Consider the following 15,712-nt stretch of genomic DNA (forward strand, 5'->3'; position numbering starts at 1 on the left):
GCGCAGCATTCTCTTTCTCAGAGCCTGCTCTGCACTCCTGCCAAAGCCCCTTTTCTTACTTTCCTAATTGTTCTTTAATCTTATCGTTAATTCCCTGCTGCATAAAGGATACGCACTGTTCCACTGCAACTTTTACCTCTTTTGCCTTAGAATTACCATGCATCTTGACTACCAGTCCATTCAATCCGAGAAGCGGAGCTCCACCATACTCGGAAGCATCAAACTGCTTCAATGTTTCCTTCAATGCCGGTTTTACCAACAACGCTCCCACCTTACTTCTGGTAGAGGACATCATTCCTTCTTTGATTGCTTTGATCAACGCTCCAGAAAGCCCCTCTGCCAGTTTTAAGATTACATTTCCGACAAATGCTTCACAAAGAACTACATCCGTCTCTCCATAGAAAATATCTCTTGGTTCAATATTTCCTGCAAAATGAATCGTATCCAGTTCTTTTAATTTCGGATATGTTTCTTTTACCAAAGCATTCCCTTTGGCTTCCTCTGCACCAATATTAACGAGGGATACTTTTGGCTTTTCCACCCCGACTACATGTTCCATATATAAGGATCCCATCTGAGCAAACTGTACCAGGTGCTCCGGTCTTGCATCTACATTGGCACCACAGTCGATCAGCAGAGAAACTCCTTTTAGCGTTGGAATTAATGTGGCCAGCGGAGCCCGCTTGATTCCTCGTATCTTACCGGCGATAACCTGTCCGCCTACCAGTACTGCTCCTGTACTTCCAGCAGAAATCACTGCATCTGCAGTGCCTTCCTTTACCATCTTCATAGCCATCACTAAAGAAGAATCCTTTTTTGCACGAATGGCCTCTACCGGCGCTTCCTCGCAGGAAATTACCTGGGCAGCATGTACTACCTCTACCTGTTCCCGATTATAACTCATTTCCTCTAAAACTGCTTTTATGGCATCGTCATTTCCTACTAAAATGACCTTGATCTCGCTATTTTCCTTTGTCGCAGCGACTGCTCCTTTTACGATTTCTTCCGGAGCATAATCTCCACCCATAGCATCTACGGCAATACGAATCTTCTGGCTCATAACTTCCTCCATTCTTTTATTCATTCGCACTATATACTGCTTAACTAAATAATTCTAACATAAAAGCCGGAACTTGTAAATTCAAGCATCCAGCTTCTTTCTTCCTTCTATTTACGGTTTTATAAGCATTCCTAAAAATTTTTCATAGTTTACACCATCCGGTCCGGGGATTCCTTCTTTGGCAGAATCTTTTATAGCTTCTGATAGAAAGCCTCCTGCTTCCATTATGATATCCTTAAGATGATCCCCCCGAGTGATTCCTCCAGCAACCACAGAGGCAAATAGATCTCCTGTCCCTGAATAGCTACATCCCAGCTTCTCATATCCTGTCAGCACCTTTTCCTTCGAATTCACCGCCAGATTTCCCATCTTCCTGATTCCATCTTCCTCATAATGAAGACCAGTAACGATCACAGTCTCTACTCCCTGATCAAGAATCGCATCGGCCATCCTGCCGATTACCGTCAGCTGTTCTTCAAACTCTTTGATTCCTGTGACTTCTTCATAAGAGGTATCGCTTAACAGACACAGCTCTGTCAGATTTGGGGTAATAATATCGGCACGTCTCACCAGTTCCTTCATCAACTGACACAAGCCTGGCGTAAACATCTTATACACTTCCCCATCGTCTCCCATTACCGGGTCCACCAGAAGGAAAGTATCTTCCTTTTGAAAAATATCCAAAAATGCAAAGATATTCATGATCTGTTGTTCACTAGCTACAAATCCAGTATAAATGCCATCAAATCTGATATTCATCTTCTTCCATTCATCGCAAATATATCCCATTCGGTCGGTAAAATCATCACAATAGTAACTTGGATATCCTGTCTGGGCACTCAACACAGCAGTTGGCAAAGGGCATGGCTGCACTCCCATTACCGCCAGGACTGGCAACGCTGCAGTTAAAGAACATCTTCCAAATCCGGACAGGTCATTGATTACGGCAATTTTCTTCGTCATTGCTATTACTCCTTCCTCTCATATTTCCAGAACACAATTTCTTTTGATATGTAAAAAGAAGCTACTGCATCGACCGCAATAGCTTCTTATCGAATCACATTATTTTACTGTGATGATTTCTTTTTTGTTGTAAGAACCGCAAGCTTTACATACTCTATGAGGCATCATTAATTCACCACATTTGCTGCATTTTACTAAAGTTGGAGCACTCATCTTCCAGTTTGCTCTACGTTTATCTCTTCTTCCTTTAGAAGATTTATTCTTTGGACAAATTGACACGGTCTACACCTCCTTAAATTTGTTGAAGATATCTTGGATTGCTGCCATGCGAGGATCTGGCACGGACTGATCACAGTCACATTGTTCTTTATTACGATTCACCCCACATACAGGGCAAATTCCCTTGCACTCCTCGCTGCAAAGGACTTTCATCGGAATCTTCTGAATAAGCTCTTCATAAATAAGCCCATCCACATCTAAATTGTTTCCTTCAATAAAACTTTCTTGATTCCATTCATCATTGGCATCAGATTTATCATATTCCTTCTCAAACTCAATTTTACATTCCCATGGTACATCCTCCAGGCACCGGTCACAGGTAAGGTTCAATGTAAGAATGGTACTGCCTTTGACATCCACCTTATTCTTCCCTATATTCTCCGCATGGATGATCACATCCTGCTTGTCCTTTACCGGATATTCATTGCCCATAAAACGGACAGATGTCAGTTCAAGTGAAATAGAAAAATCCTCTTTTGCTGATGGCGTAGATAAAATTTTCGATAAATTTAACAACATAATATCTCCTATTTTTTCATACTGTCTTATTATAGCGATACAAGTAGGGTTTGTCAAGAAGGTTTTTACGAAACTTTTCATGAGCCAGGGAAAATCTCCCTGGCTCTTTCCGGTCATAAAATCGTCTTTGTATGAGAATTATTTTACTAATGCCGCTGTATCTCTTGCGATCATTAATTCTTCATTTGTAGGAACGCAAAGTAATGTTACTTTAGAGTCATCGGTAGAGATGATCGCATCTTCTCCATGAACATCATTGCGTTCTGGATCGATATAAGCTCCTAAGTATCCTAAGTATTCTGCAATCACTGCACGGCTTTCATCATCATTTTCACCAAGTCCTGCTGTAAATGCAATAGCATCTACACCATTCATTGCTGCAGCATATGCTCCGATGTATTTTGCTACACGGTATCTATGCACTTCTAAAGCGTGAGCTGCTGTCTCATTACCAGCCTCTGCTGCTGCTTTTACATCACGGAAGTCAGAGGATACGCCGGATAATCCCATGACACCAGATTTTTTATTCAAAACATCCATCACTTCGGATAAAGATAAGTTTTCTTTCTCTGCGATAAATTCTAAGATTGCTGGGTCTAAATCTCCAGAACGAGTACCCATTACCAGACCTTCTAATGGAGTTAACCCCATAGAAGTGTCTACACATTTTCCACCATTCACTGCGGATACAGAGGCACCATTTCCTAAATGACAGATAATCAATTTTAAGTCCTCTGGAGCTTTTCCTAACATCTGAGCTGCTTTTCCAGCAACATACTGATGAGAAGTTCCGTGGAATCCATAACGTCTTACGCCATATTTTTCATAATATTCATGAGGAATTGCATACAAGTAAGCTTTTGGTGGCATTGTCTGATGGAAGGCTGTATCGAATACTGCTACCATTGGAAGACCAGGCATTAATTCTTTACATGCGTTGATACCGATCAATGCTGCAGGGTTATGTAATGGCGCAAACACATTACATGCTTCGATTTCTTTGATGACATCATCTGTAATGACGCAAGAGGAAGTGAACTTTTCTCCTCCGTGAACAACTCTATGTCCAACAGCGCTGATTTCATCTAAAGATTTTACAACTCCATTTTCTGCATCTGTTAACTGATCGATCACTAACTGAATTGCTACTTTATGGTTTGGCATTGCAGGAGTGGATTTGATCTTATCTTTTCCTGCAGGCTGATGAGTAAGTGCTCCATCAATTCCGATTCTTTCACATAAACCTTTTGCCAATACATTTTCTGTTTCAGAATCAATTAACTGATATTTTAAAGAGGAACTTCCACAGTTGATTACTAAAATATTCATTTTCTTTCTCCTTCTGATCTGATGTTATTCTTCGATTCCTTTTTTTATTTTGCACTGGACAGGCAGACAAGGACAATCTGCCATTTACATTCAGACTTAATTATTCTGCTGAGCCTGAACAGCTGTAATTGCAACTACACCTACGATATCATCTGCATTACATCCACGTGATAAGTCATTTACCGGTTTTGCAATACCCTGTGTAACAGGACCGTAAGCATCTGCTTTTGCAAGTCTCTGAACTAATTTATATCCGATATTACCAGCATCTAAGTCTGGGAATACTAATACGTTAGCTTTTCCAGCAACTTCACTTCTTGGAGCTTTGGATGCTGCAACTTCAGGAACGATTGCTGCATCAAGCTGTAATTCACCACAGATTAATGTATCTGGATATTCTTTTTTCGCAATCTGTGTTGCTTCCACTACTTTTGTAACATCGTCATGCTTTGCACTTCCTACAGTAGAGTGGGAAAGCATTGCAACACGTGGTTCTTCGCCTACTAATACACGGAATGTTTCTGCTGAACTTCCTGCGATCGCAGCTAACTGTTCAGAATTTGGATTCTGGTTCAGACCGCAGTCAGCAAAGATAAATGTTCCGTTAGCACCCATATCGCAATCTGGAACTACCATTAAGAAGAATGCAGATACGATCTTGGTTCCAGGAGCTGTCTTTACAACCTGAAGAGCAGCACGTAAAACGTTAGCAGAAGAGTTTACTGCACCTGCTACCATTCCGTCTGCATCTCCGATACGTACCATAACTGCACCAAAGAACAGTGGGTTAGATAATAAGATTTCTTTTGCATCATCTGGTGTCAGTCCTTTGCTCTTTCTTGCTTCACATAAGGATTCTATGTATGCAGGCAATCTATCTGTTGTTTCAGGATCAACGAACTGTGCCTTGCTGATATCCAGACCATCAGCCTTTTTTAAGATTTCTTCTTTTTTACCAACTAAAATTACATCAGCAATTCCTTCTGCAATTACTGTCTCAGCAGCCTGAAGAGTTCTGATATCACCTGTTTCTGGAAGAACAATTGTCTTCTTGTCCTGTTTTGCACGTTCTTTAATCACATCAATAAAACTCATTTGTGTTGTACTCCTTTCAAATGTGTATATTTTCATCTCAATCTCAATACAAACGATAATACAAGTCACTATTAATAATATTACTCGTTTTTTCTTTCAATATCAATACTCTATTTTATAGTTTTTTTCTATCAATTCAATTATTTATTTTTCTCAAATTTCGTGTATAATAAATGAAACAATTTGAACTAAAGGAGGCGTTTTATGACCACGGCGGCCATCATATGTGAATATAATCCATTCCACAATGGACATCTTTATCAAGTACAGAAAATCAAAGAGGAATTGCATGCAGATTTTATCATCGGAATCATGAGTGGTAACTTTGTACAGCGGGGAATCCCTGCTTTTTATGATAAGTTTTCTCGCGCAAAAACGGCATTAGAATGCGGTTTAGACCTTATTATCGAGCTTCCTGTCCGCTATGCAACCTCTAGTGCCGAATATTTTGCATCAGGAGCTGTTTATCTGCTTGATTCTCTTAATTTTATTGATTTTCTCGTGTTTGGTACAGAAGACAACAACCTTGCACTTTTAGAGCAGTATGCCACTCTTTTCCTGGAAGAACCAGAGGATTTTAAGATTCTCCTAAAAAATCATCTAAGATCGGGCCTTTCCTACCCTGCCGCAAGGCAAGTGGCAGCTTCTAATTTTCTCAGCAGTAATGACACGAAATTGCTGGAAAAGCCAAACAATATTCTGGCAATCGAATATTTAAAAGCGTTAAAAAAATATCATTCTGACATTCGTCCTTATGGTATTTTACGGAGAGATTCCGGCTATCATCATTACCAGATTGACAGCACCATTTCCTCCGCCACCAGTATCCGCGCACATATGCAGGAAAACGGATTTGACTCCCTCGTCTGCCACGCCGTACCTCCATCCACCAGGACCATCTTAGAAACAGAATATGGAAAATCCTTTCCTGTTTCTCTGGATGACTTTTCTGATATGATCTTCTATCGGCTGATGATGGAAAAGGAGCCAGAACACTATCTGGATTATCATCCAGAGATGATGGATCGCATTCTGCGTTATCTTCCAGAATCTTCCTCCGTTGAGCATCTGATCGCTCTGGTAAAAAGTAAGAACTTCACTTATGGAAGAATTGCTCGCTATCTTCTCCATTTGTTACTTAATATAAATAACGTATCCATCGAAGCTTCTCCTTCCTATATTAAGGTTCTGGGCTTTCGGAAATCCTCTTCCTTCTATTTTAAGGAGTTACGCTGTCATTCATCATTACCGGTCATTCAAAAAACCTCTCATTACCGCAGTATTTTAAATGCAGCCGATCAGCTTCTATTTGAGGAAGACTTGCATGCTGCTTCTATTTATAATTATGCAGTACGAAAAAGATATGGTATCTTGCTGCCAGACGATGAAAAACGTCCACTACTCATCGTCTAATTTTCGTATCTGGCGCATAATATATAGGAAGAAAGACAGCAGGAGAAATTCCAATGAAGCAGATCATCGCAGCAACATTCTTATGCTTACTGATCCTTTTCCCTCAATTGTGTGTAGAAGGAGCCAAACAGGGGCTGATATTGTGGGGGCTCACCTTAGTTCCCACACTTCTGCCCTTTTTTATCGCCACCCGTTATATTCTTCAGTGGAACATCCATCCCCGGCTTCTTTTTCCTTACCTGCTTTTCATCGGCTATTTTTGCGGTTATCCTACTGGAGCATCCGTAATCGACCAGCTTTTTTCCGTTAATACTTTCACAAAAAAACAGGCTGAATTGCTTGTCTGCTTATGTAATCATACAAGCCCTGCTTTCCTGATCAGCTTCGTCTATTACACCTATTTTACACGCCACCTTTCTCTGATTTCTTTCTTATTTCCAATCTACTTTTCTGCCATTCTGTGGTCTATCATCTTTTGTTTTTTTTTCCATCGTCCTCCTTTCTTTTTTTCTGATTCCTGTATGAAAAAAAGTACAATTCCTTCAAAAAATTTAGAATCCATATTTATAGATTCTGTCTATACAATTGTAAAAATCGGCTGCTTTATGGTAATTTTTTCCATTTTAATCAACTGTTCTCTATCCTTTTTCGGCTCCGTTTCTCCTCTCTGTTCCATTTCCTCCTGCTTTCTTGAAATCACTTCCGGACTCCATTTTCTTTCTTCTTTCCCAATCTCCTTTCATACAAAAAAAGCCCTTATGGAAGCGCTCTGTTCCTTTGGCGGATGCTGCAGCATCGCTCAAGTTCAAGGCGTCCTCCATAAAGAGCTGTCCACGATTCCTTTTATTCTATTTAAAATATGTACCGGAATGACTACTTTTCTTCTTTGTTATCTGGCTGGATAAAATCCTCAATGGTTCGTTTTTTTGGTTCCTTTGGACCATTGATCACAGTATCGATCTGTGATAAGATCTCACTTTTATTAGCATGAATATCCTCGATCTCACCTTCCAGTCCATCTAACAGCTGGGTGTAGATAGAAGTCTGTGCATCCTTTAATGAAACCATATAGGATTCCAATCCTTCCATCATATCACGAGTGTATTCCATTGCGCCCAAACGAATCTCTCTGGAATCTTCCTTTGCCTTATGGAGCATCTCATCGGAACGCTGCTTTGCTTTTTCTTCGATATCATTTCCTCTCTTGGTCGCAAGCTTTACAATCTCATGCTCTTCCACCATCTCACTGGCTTCTTTGATGGCATTCTGTACAATACGATCTGCCTTTGCCTGGGCTTCTTCTAAGATGGATTCTTTCTTTAATACAATGTTTCGGCTTCGTTCCAGCTCTGCAGGAACCAATCTGCGTAAATCCTCCAACATGGTAACGATAATATCCTTTTCTAGAACCACCTTTCCAGGATTTAATCTGGATAGTTTTCCATCATCAATAAATTCCTCAATCTCATCGATCATCTCTTGAATATATTTCTCTTTATTACTCATGGCTTGTCTCCTTTTCTTTTAATTTCTGTACGACATATTCTGGTACATAGCTGCCAATCTCCTGATGAAACATAAACAATTCTTTCACTGCAGATGAGCTGATATAAGAATATCTTGGATCTGTAGCAAAGAACAGCGTATCAATCTCTTTGTCAATGTCGTGATTGATCTGTGCCATCTGCAGTTCATATTCAAAATCCGTATTGCTTCTAAGTCCGCGAATCAAAACAGATGCTCCCTGTTCTCTGGCAAATTCTACCACCAGACCGGAAAAAGCTTTCACCTCCACATTGGGAATCTGACTGGTCACTTCCTGTACGATCTTCACCCGTTCTTCCAGAGTAAACATAGGCTTTTTGCTCTGATTGATCAAAATTCCCACTACAACTTTATCAAACACTGCCGCAGAACGTCTGATCACATCCAAATGTCCATTGGTAATCGGATCAAAACTTCCCGGATAAATTCCTATCTTCATTCTTCTTCCTCCATAACCTTCCATATAAACGTATGCATATTGGTTTTATATTTCTTCGTCTTATATACCTCCAGATCTGTTCCGTCAAGATAGTCAAAGGAAGTCTGAAGATCAGATTCTACAATGATCACCGTATGCTCATCATATAAATCTGTATGCATCAGTTCTAATAAAACCTGCTTCTCCAAATCCTTTCCGTAAGGCGGATCCATAAAGATATAGTCAAACGGTTCCTTCCTTCCAGAAAGCATTCTAATGGCAGAAACCGCATCCTGACATATCACCTGTGCCCTATCACTTAGCTTGGTATGCTCTAGATTCTCCCTGATACAGGCAGCCGCCTTCTTATTCTTTTCTACAAAAACTGCTTTACTTGCACCGCGACTTAATGCCTCGATGCCAATCCCGCCGCTTCCACCAAATAAATCCAGAAAACAGGATCCTCCAATATGAGAAGAAATCATGTTAAATAACGTCTCCTTGATCCTGTCCTGTGTCGGTCTTGTATTCATTCCTTCTAAAGTCTTCAGCCTTAAGCTTCTGGCTGTTCCCGAAATTACTCTCATGCTAATATTCGTCCTTATCTTATTTTTTACATACTCTATTGTATAATAATCAGACTGGTAGTTCAACCAAATCTTCAAAATCCACAAACAAAGGAGGAGTTATTGCGAAAAAGAAACTTCTAAAAAGATTTTCTTTGCAACAACTCCTCTTGTCAGATTCCTATTATAGAAATCCGCCTTTCTTCTTTTTCAGATTTTATATCTTTTAGACTAACGTCCCATCTGATCCTGTCTGGACATTTCTTCTTCCTGTCTACGGATCATCTTACGAACCATTTCTCCACCAACAGAACCAGCCTGTGCTGTTGTCAGATGTCCATTGTATCCTTCTTTTAAATCAACACCAATTTCGTTGGCTACTTCAAATTTAAATCTGTCTAATGCACCTTTTGCTTCTGGTACTTCTACTCTGTTTGAACTTGAATTACTTGTCATTCTTTTTTCCTCCTTGAATGTGTTTATTTTTTGTTACACTCTTATTATGTGTGGTTTCCGACAAAATACTCTGAGAATTTTTTCTTAAAATGACAAATTATTGAACAACGCAGACAATCATGTATTCCAGAAATTTCTTATGAACAAAAAAAGACACAATCTTTTGATCATGTCTTTTTTCGTTCCTTTCTTTCTGCCGCGCACAACAATTAAAATAATCCGATTTCCATAAATGCACCTGCAAAAGAAACGATTGCCAAGGCACATAGGGCGAGAACCAAAACCCCTTTGTTTCCTGTCACATCACCCATGTTGATTCCTCCTATTCACTTTTCAAATAAATCATATCTTTTTGTATCTGATATTATTGTATCACTTTTTATACAATAGTAAAGCCCTTTTCAGCATTTTACACAAAGATATAATAAAATAAAGTTTCTCGCTTGTTTAATATCACTTTTCGCGTCCATCTCTTAATATAATTAATAAGTAACCCGAAAATCCGACTCACCTTCTTTTATCGGAATAGCGCTTACCTTCAATTCATCAATTCTGATAAAACGATGACCATGCTCCATCCCATACAAGAAGTTTTCAATCTGCTCTTCCGTACCCTGCACCTGCACTGTAACGCTTCCATCATATTCATTGCGGACCCATCCGGTCAATTTAAATTTACTGCCCTGCATCTGCGCCCAGTACCGAAAACCTACACCCTGTACTCTTCCATAGTAATGACACTCTACCCTTTTTTTCTTCATGCACTTCTCCTCCTATTATGAGCCTCACAGCTGCAGTGCCAGCTCCAGCTGTTTTTTCAACCGTTCATTTTTTAAATTACGAAAAGAAAATCCCTGTTCTATGAGCATATGGATGGAATCACTGGCCATCTTCAGCAGATCTGCATGCTGATAAATATCCGCCAGTACAAAATCCATCATCCCACTTTGACGGATGCCAAAGAAATCTCCCGGCCCCCGTAATTTTAAATCCTCATTGGCAATGTAAAAACCATCATTGGATTGATTTAATATCTCCAGACGCTTCTTGGTGTCCTCATTATCCTTCCCGCTAATGAAGATGCAATAGGACTGGTGTCCACCTCTTCCTATACGCCCTCTCAGCTGATGAAGCTGAGCAAGCCCAAATCGCTCTGCATTTTCCACCATCATAACCGTTGCATTTGGAACATTGATTCCTACTTCAATAACTGTCGTAGATACCAATACATCGATGTTTCCCTTTGAAAAATCATCCATGATCTGATTTTTCAAGGCCGGCTTCATTTTTCCATTGAGACACTCAATACGCATAGATGGTGGCAGATTTTGCTTTAAGATCTTTGTATATTCTACCACATTTTCTGCTTCCACATTCTCGCTTTCTTCTACCATTGGACAGATAACATAGGCCTGTCTTCCCATCCGCACCTGCTTTTCAATAAAGCGATAGGCCTGTGGACGATATCCCGTATTGACCACACAGTTTTTAATGGGCAGTCGATCAGATGGAAGCTCATCAATGATGGAAACATCCAGATCGCCATACATGATCAGTGCCAGTGTTCTCGGAATGGGCGTAGCACTCATGACCAATACATGTGGCTCTAATCCCTTTTGATACAGTGCCTCCCTCTGCTTTACTCCAAATCGATGCTGTTCGTCGGTGATCACCAACCCAAGGCTATCATATTCTACCTTTTCCTGGATCAATGCATGCGTTCCAATGACAATGTCCAGCTGATGTGCTTTTAATCTGGCATATAGTTCCTTTTTTTCTTTTGCCTTCATAGATCCTGTAAGAAGACCAATTCTCACATCATACGGTGTCAAAAGCTGTACAAAGGTCTCATAGTGCTGTTTTGCCAAAACTTCCGTCGGCGCCATCAATGCTCCCTGATAGCCATTCTTCGCCGCCATCAATAGCAAGATTACAGCCAAAATAGTCTTTCCAGAACCTACATCCCCCTGAACCAGACGATTCATGGCCTTTTCTCCCGTCAGATCCTTTTTCATTTCATCCAGAGCCCTCTTCTGCGCTCCCGTTAGTTCATATGGAAGATGCGCAATAAAATCTCTACTTTCTTTCGTATCGTAAATCGGGTACTGGTTTTTGATCATTCCAGTCTGTTCTTTCAGCATCTGCATGGCAGCGAGAAAGATAAAAAACTCATCAAAAATCAACCGTTTTTTCGCCTCTATCACTGCTTCTTTTTCCACGGGAAAATGCACCTGACACAGAGCCTCTCCATATGGTTTCAGCTGATATCGCTGTATGATGCTTTCCGGCAGATATTCTTCTGCCTGCTGCATATAATCTACCGTCTGCTGCATTGCTTTTGTCACCATTTTATTGGTGAGCCCTCTGGATAATGGGTATACCGGCTGAAGATTCTTCTGCTGTTCTTTATACTGCTCTTTGGTATAACATTCCGGATGCTCCATGACCAGTCTTCCATTCTTCATCACTGGAGTTCCAACAAAAATATAATGTTCTCCCTGATGAAGCTGTTTTCGCATATAAGGCATATTATACCAGGTAAGACCCAGACTGCCAGAATAATCCCTGATATTACATGTTGTAATTTTTAATCCTCTGATCTGCCGATAAGCAAGTGCCGTTGTTATCATCCCAAAAACAGCAATGCGGATACCTGGCTGGGCATCCGCAATACAAACTGGTTCGTCATAGGTCAGATAATACCGTGGGTATAACGTCACAAGGTCATCAATCGTATCGATTCCTCCATGATGGAATACCTGCTCTGTCTTCTCTCCAATTCCTTTCAGAGTACGTATAGAATCTGTTCCTTTCATATTCTTTACTCTACAGATAAGACATAGTAGTAAATTGGCTGTCCACCTTCCTGCAGCTCTACATCACAATCTGGGAATTCTTCTTCCAATGCTTCTACTAATCCCTCTGCTTCCTCTTCCTTCACATCCTGCCCATAGTATACACTGATCAGCTCGCTATCCTCATCCACCATGGTCTGCAGCAATTCAATCGTAGTTTTTTCCACATCACTTCCAACTGCCTGAATTCCATCGTCATCAATTCCCATAATATCATTGATCTTAATCTCTTTTCCGTCAATGGATGTGTCACGAACAGCATAGGTTACCTGTCCTGTCTTCACATCTTCCATTGCTTCCGTCATTCCTTCTTCATTCTCAGATGCTTCTGCCTCTGGTACATAGGCGATAACCGCTGCAATTCCCTGCGGAACGGTCTTTGTCGGAATCACGATGATCTCTTTATCCTCTACCAGATCTCTCGCCTGTTCCGCAGCCAGGATAATGTTTTTATTATTTGGCAGGATAAAGATATGATCTGCATTGACCTGATCAATGGCATTCAACATATCCTCGGTACTTGGATTCATAGTCTGACCGCCTTCAATGAGATAATCGACGCCCAGTCCTTTAAAAATCTCATTCATTCCTTCTCCGACGGAAACGGCAATAAATCCTATATCCTTTCTTTCTTCCTCTTGTTGCTGCTGTGCAATCTTAGATGCATCCTTGATCAGCTTCTCTTCATGCTCCAGACGCATATTATCCACCTTCATGTTGGTCATAGAACCATATTCCAGTGCTTTTTCAAATGCCTGTCCCGGATGATTGGTGTGTACATGCACTTTGACAATCTCATCATCTGCAACGACTACAATGGAATCACCAATGGAAGTCAGAAAACCTTTCAGTTCTTTTTCTTCTTTTTCTCCAAATTTCTTTTCCAGTAAAATGATAAATTCCGTACAATACCCAAATTTTATATCTGCAGTGGAAATTTCTCCTCCGGAGCTTTGTGCCGCAGCAGATGATGCCTTCTTTATAACCGGAATCTCCACATCAATTTCTTTTCCTGTGAAAGCATCATAAGCTCCCTTTAATACTTCCACCAGACCCTGTCCACCAGAGTCTACGACTCCTGCTTCCTTCAAAACCGGAAGCATATCCTGTGTCTTTGCAAGAATCTCTTCTGCTGCTTCCAACACCCTCTGGCAAAAGGTATCGATATCATCTGTTTCCTGTGCTGCCTCCTGTGCCTTTTCTGCAGTCACTCTTGCAACTGTAAGGATTGTTCCTTCTTTTGGTTTCATAACCGCTTTATAAGCAGTCTGGACCGCATGATCAAATCCTTCTGATAATTTCTCTGTTGTCAGCTCTTCCTCATCAGCAATCGCTCTTGTAAATCCACGGAATAACTGGGATAAAATAACACCAGAGTTTCCACGTGCTCCTCTTAAGGAGCCTCCTGAAATAGCCTTTGCCAATTCCTTCATCGTTGGTTCTTCCAACGTTCCAACTTCCTTTGCTGCAGCCATAATCGTAAGTGACATATTCGTTCCGGTATCTCCATCCGGTACCGGAAATACATTTAATTCGTTAATATATTCTTTATTGGCTTCAATTCGTTTTGCCCCGCCTAAAAACATTTTCTGCAGAGTGCTGGCATTTATCTGATTCATTGTTAAAACTTTCCTCCTTCATCCTTAATCGAGCGTACGCACTCCCTCAACGTAAATATTAATCTTCTCAACATCCAGACCAGTAAACTGCTCAATCTTATAGGTAACAGTATCAATCAAGTTTTCTGCCACAACTGCAATGCTGACACCATATGCAACAATGATATGAAAATCAATGGTTATTTTATTATCTTTAATTACAGCCCTTACCCCTTTCTTCACATGCTCTCTGGTTAACAGGTCTGCAATCCCTTCCTTCATATTCACGCTTGCCATTCCGACAATCCCAAAACATTCCAACGCACAAATACCTGCGTACTTGGCCAGCACATTTGTCTCTATGCTGATTTGCCCTTTGTCCGTATTCATATGTCCTTTCATACGCATTACCTCCAATTATCCTTGTTACTGCTTATTATGAAAAAATAACTCTCTTTTCATAATAAATACACATAATCAGTTTATATTATACTATAAGTCACAAAAAATGAAAACATTTTTCTTGACAGTCCATTCCTGGAGTTCTAAAATACTAAAATTAGGAGGAGATTTACATGCAGCAATCGAATAAAAAAATACGAGATTCATTTTTTGACAACTACAAAGCCTTATTGATTCTATGTGTGGTTGTCGGACACTTTCTAGACCATTTTACCAGTGATTTTCGAATCGCCGAGATCCTAAGGATCTATATTTATTTTTTCCATATTCCGGCCTTTTCTTTCATATCCGGATATTTTGCCAGAAAAAATAATTTTCAGTTATTAATCCAAAAGCTACTTGTTCCTTATATTATATTTCAAGTTATTTATTACATCATGTACACTGGAATCGGGCACGACGTCGAATTCACACTACTATCCCCATTCTTCACCTTATGGTATTTACTGGCACTTTTTGTTTGGAGACTCGTCATTGATCCATTAAGCAAATGGAAGCACCTTCTTCCGATTTCTGTTATCGGAAGTGTTATGATCGGTTTCTTTCCAGAATGTGGTGATATTATCAGCCTTTCAAGAATCGTTGCTTTTTTCCCATTTTTTGTTATGGGCCATCAATTTAATAAGAAAAAGTTTGATCAGATTACCAACAACGACCTATTCCGGTCCGCTTCTTTTGTTCTTTTAGCATCCCTGTTCATTTTTATATATGAAAGAAGCAATCTGTTCGAAATTCCTGTTTTAAACTGTCAGGATTCTTATGCTGTACTGGGACAGGCGAATACCGGTTGGTTGTTCCGTCTGATGTTCATCCTATTTGCAGCATGCCTCATTCTGGCCATCGGAGTGTTGATTCCGAAACAACGGACTCCATACACTTTTCTTGGTAAATACACCATGCGGGTTTATTTGTGCCACGGACTGGTTTATAAATATCTATCCCTGGGAACCGATGTGCTGGATATTGTAAATGGTCCTGCAGACTTCATCATCTATCTGGCTGCCGTTATTCTATTGGCATTCGCCTTATGCTATGTACCTTTAGAAGCATTTTGGGATATGGTGACCAGCATTCCAAAGAAACTGTTCTTCCAGATGCGCAGGCTTCATAATTTTTAAAATTAACACTTGCTTTTTTCCCTGCCATCTGTTAAG

The 15,712-nt window shown here is 40.2% G+C and carries 17 protein-coding genes; 2 read left to right on the forward strand and 15 right to left on the reverse strand.

The window, feature by feature from the left end:
- Positions 1–55: 55 nt before the first annotated feature.
- From plsX to pta, 6 genes are all read right to left on the reverse strand, one after another.
- Complete coding sequence (gene plsX, locus BHF69_RS06130) at positions 56–1,060, reverse strand: phosphate acyltransferase PlsX (protein ID WP_075670172.1); 1,005 nt, start codon at positions 1,058–1,060, stop codon at positions 56–58.
- A 111-nt stretch (positions 1,061–1,171) separates the two neighbouring features.
- On the reverse strand, positions 1,172–2,023 hold the full coding sequence (locus BHF69_RS06135; RefSeq protein ID WP_075670173.1) for a pyridoxamine kinase: 852 nt from the start codon (positions 2,021–2,023) through the stop codon (positions 1,172–1,174).
- Positions 2,024–2,122: 99 nt separating this feature from the next.
- Positions 2,123–2,302, reverse strand: a complete 180-nt coding sequence (gene rpmF / locus BHF69_RS06140) for a 50S ribosomal protein L32 (RefSeq protein ID WP_075670174.1) — start codon at positions 2,300–2,302, stop codon at positions 2,123–2,125.
- 3 nt (positions 2,303–2,305) lie between these two features.
- Positions 2,306–2,821 (reverse strand): YceD family protein, encoded by a 516-nt coding sequence (locus BHF69_RS06145; protein ID WP_075670175.1) that lies wholly within the window; start codon positions 2,819–2,821, stop codon positions 2,306–2,308.
- Positions 2,822–2,959: 138 nt separating this feature from the next.
- Complete coding sequence (locus BHF69_RS06150) at positions 2,960–4,150, reverse strand: acetate/propionate family kinase (RefSeq protein WP_075670176.1); 1,191 nt, start codon at positions 4,148–4,150, stop codon at positions 2,960–2,962.
- Between the two features lie 96 nt (positions 4,151–4,246).
- Positions 4,247–5,245, reverse strand: coding sequence for a phosphate acetyltransferase (gene pta / locus BHF69_RS06155; protein WP_075670177.1), 999 nt, complete (start codon positions 5,243–5,245; stop codon positions 4,247–4,249).
- A 204-nt stretch (positions 5,246–5,449) separates the two neighbouring features.
- On the opposite strand from pta, the gene BHF69_RS06160 reads away from it, so the two are divergent.
- Entirely contained in the window at positions 5,450–6,658 is a 1,209-nt protein-coding gene (locus BHF69_RS06160; RefSeq protein ID WP_075670178.1) for a nucleotidyltransferase, read from the forward strand.
- A gap of 577 nt (positions 6,659–7,235) precedes the next feature.
- On the opposite strand, the gene BHF69_RS14580 is transcribed toward BHF69_RS06160, so the two are convergent.
- The 9 genes from BHF69_RS14580 to BHF69_RS06200 form a co-directional block, all read right to left on the reverse strand.
- Complete coding sequence (locus tag BHF69_RS14580; protein ID WP_278276975.1) at positions 7,236–7,358, reverse strand: hypothetical protein; 123 nt, start codon at positions 7,356–7,358, stop codon at positions 7,236–7,238.
- Positions 7,359–7,531: 173 nt separating this feature from the next.
- Positions 7,532–8,164, reverse strand: a complete 633-nt coding sequence (locus BHF69_RS06165) for a hypothetical protein (RefSeq protein WP_075670179.1) — start codon at positions 8,162–8,164, stop codon at positions 7,532–7,534.
- The gene (coaD, locus tag BHF69_RS06170; RefSeq protein ID WP_075670180.1) at positions 8,157–8,642 is read right to left on the reverse strand and encodes a pantetheine-phosphate adenylyltransferase; all 486 of its coding nucleotides are present in this window, start codon (positions 8,640–8,642) and stop codon (positions 8,157–8,159) included. The genes BHF69_RS06165 and coaD overlap by 8 nt, the downstream gene beginning before the upstream one ends.
- Positions 8,639–9,208: a 16S rRNA (guanine(966)-N(2))-methyltransferase RsmD gene (rsmD, locus tag BHF69_RS06175; RefSeq protein WP_075670181.1), complete on the reverse strand. Its 570-nt coding sequence runs from the start codon at positions 9,206–9,208 to the stop codon at positions 8,639–8,641. The genes coaD and rsmD overlap by 4 nt, the downstream gene beginning before the upstream one ends.
- A 210-nt stretch (positions 9,209–9,418) precedes the next feature.
- Positions 9,419–9,643 carry an alpha/beta-type small acid-soluble spore protein gene (locus tag BHF69_RS06180; RefSeq protein ID WP_075670182.1) on the reverse strand — a complete coding sequence of 75 codons (225 nt, stop codon included), beginning with the start codon at positions 9,641–9,643 and terminating at the stop codon, positions 9,419–9,421.
- Positions 9,644–10,125: 482 nt separating this feature from the next.
- Positions 10,126–10,404: an acylphosphatase gene (locus tag BHF69_RS06185; protein ID WP_075670183.1), complete on the reverse strand. Its 279-nt coding sequence runs from the start codon at positions 10,402–10,404 to the stop codon at positions 10,126–10,128.
- Between the two features lie 24 nt (positions 10,405–10,428).
- Positions 10,429–12,459 (reverse strand): ATP-dependent DNA helicase RecG, encoded by a 2,031-nt coding sequence (recG, locus tag BHF69_RS06190; RefSeq protein WP_075670184.1) that lies wholly within the window; start codon positions 12,457–12,459, stop codon positions 10,429–10,431.
- A gap of 5 nt (positions 12,460–12,464) precedes the next feature.
- Positions 12,465–14,117 (reverse strand): DAK2 domain-containing protein, encoded by a 1,653-nt coding sequence (locus tag BHF69_RS06195; RefSeq protein WP_075670185.1) that lies wholly within the window; start codon positions 14,115–14,117, stop codon positions 12,465–12,467.
- Between the two features lie 24 nt (positions 14,118–14,141).
- The gene (locus BHF69_RS06200; protein WP_075670186.1) at positions 14,142–14,498 is read right to left on the reverse strand and encodes an Asp23/Gls24 family envelope stress response protein; all 357 of its coding nucleotides are present in this window, start codon (positions 14,496–14,498) and stop codon (positions 14,142–14,144) included.
- Positions 14,499–14,671: 173 nt separating this feature from the next.
- On the opposite strand from BHF69_RS06200, the gene BHF69_RS06205 reads away from it, so the two are divergent.
- On the forward strand, positions 14,672–15,676 hold the full coding sequence (locus BHF69_RS06205; protein WP_075670187.1) for an acyltransferase family protein: 1,005 nt from the start codon (positions 14,672–14,674) through the stop codon (positions 15,674–15,676).
- Positions 15,677–15,712 lie beyond the last annotated feature (36 nt).

It is taken from the genome of Anaerostipes sp. 992a (genome assembly GCF_001940245.1).
Classification (GTDB): Bacteria; Bacillota; Clostridia; order Lachnospirales; family Lachnospiraceae; genus Fimousia.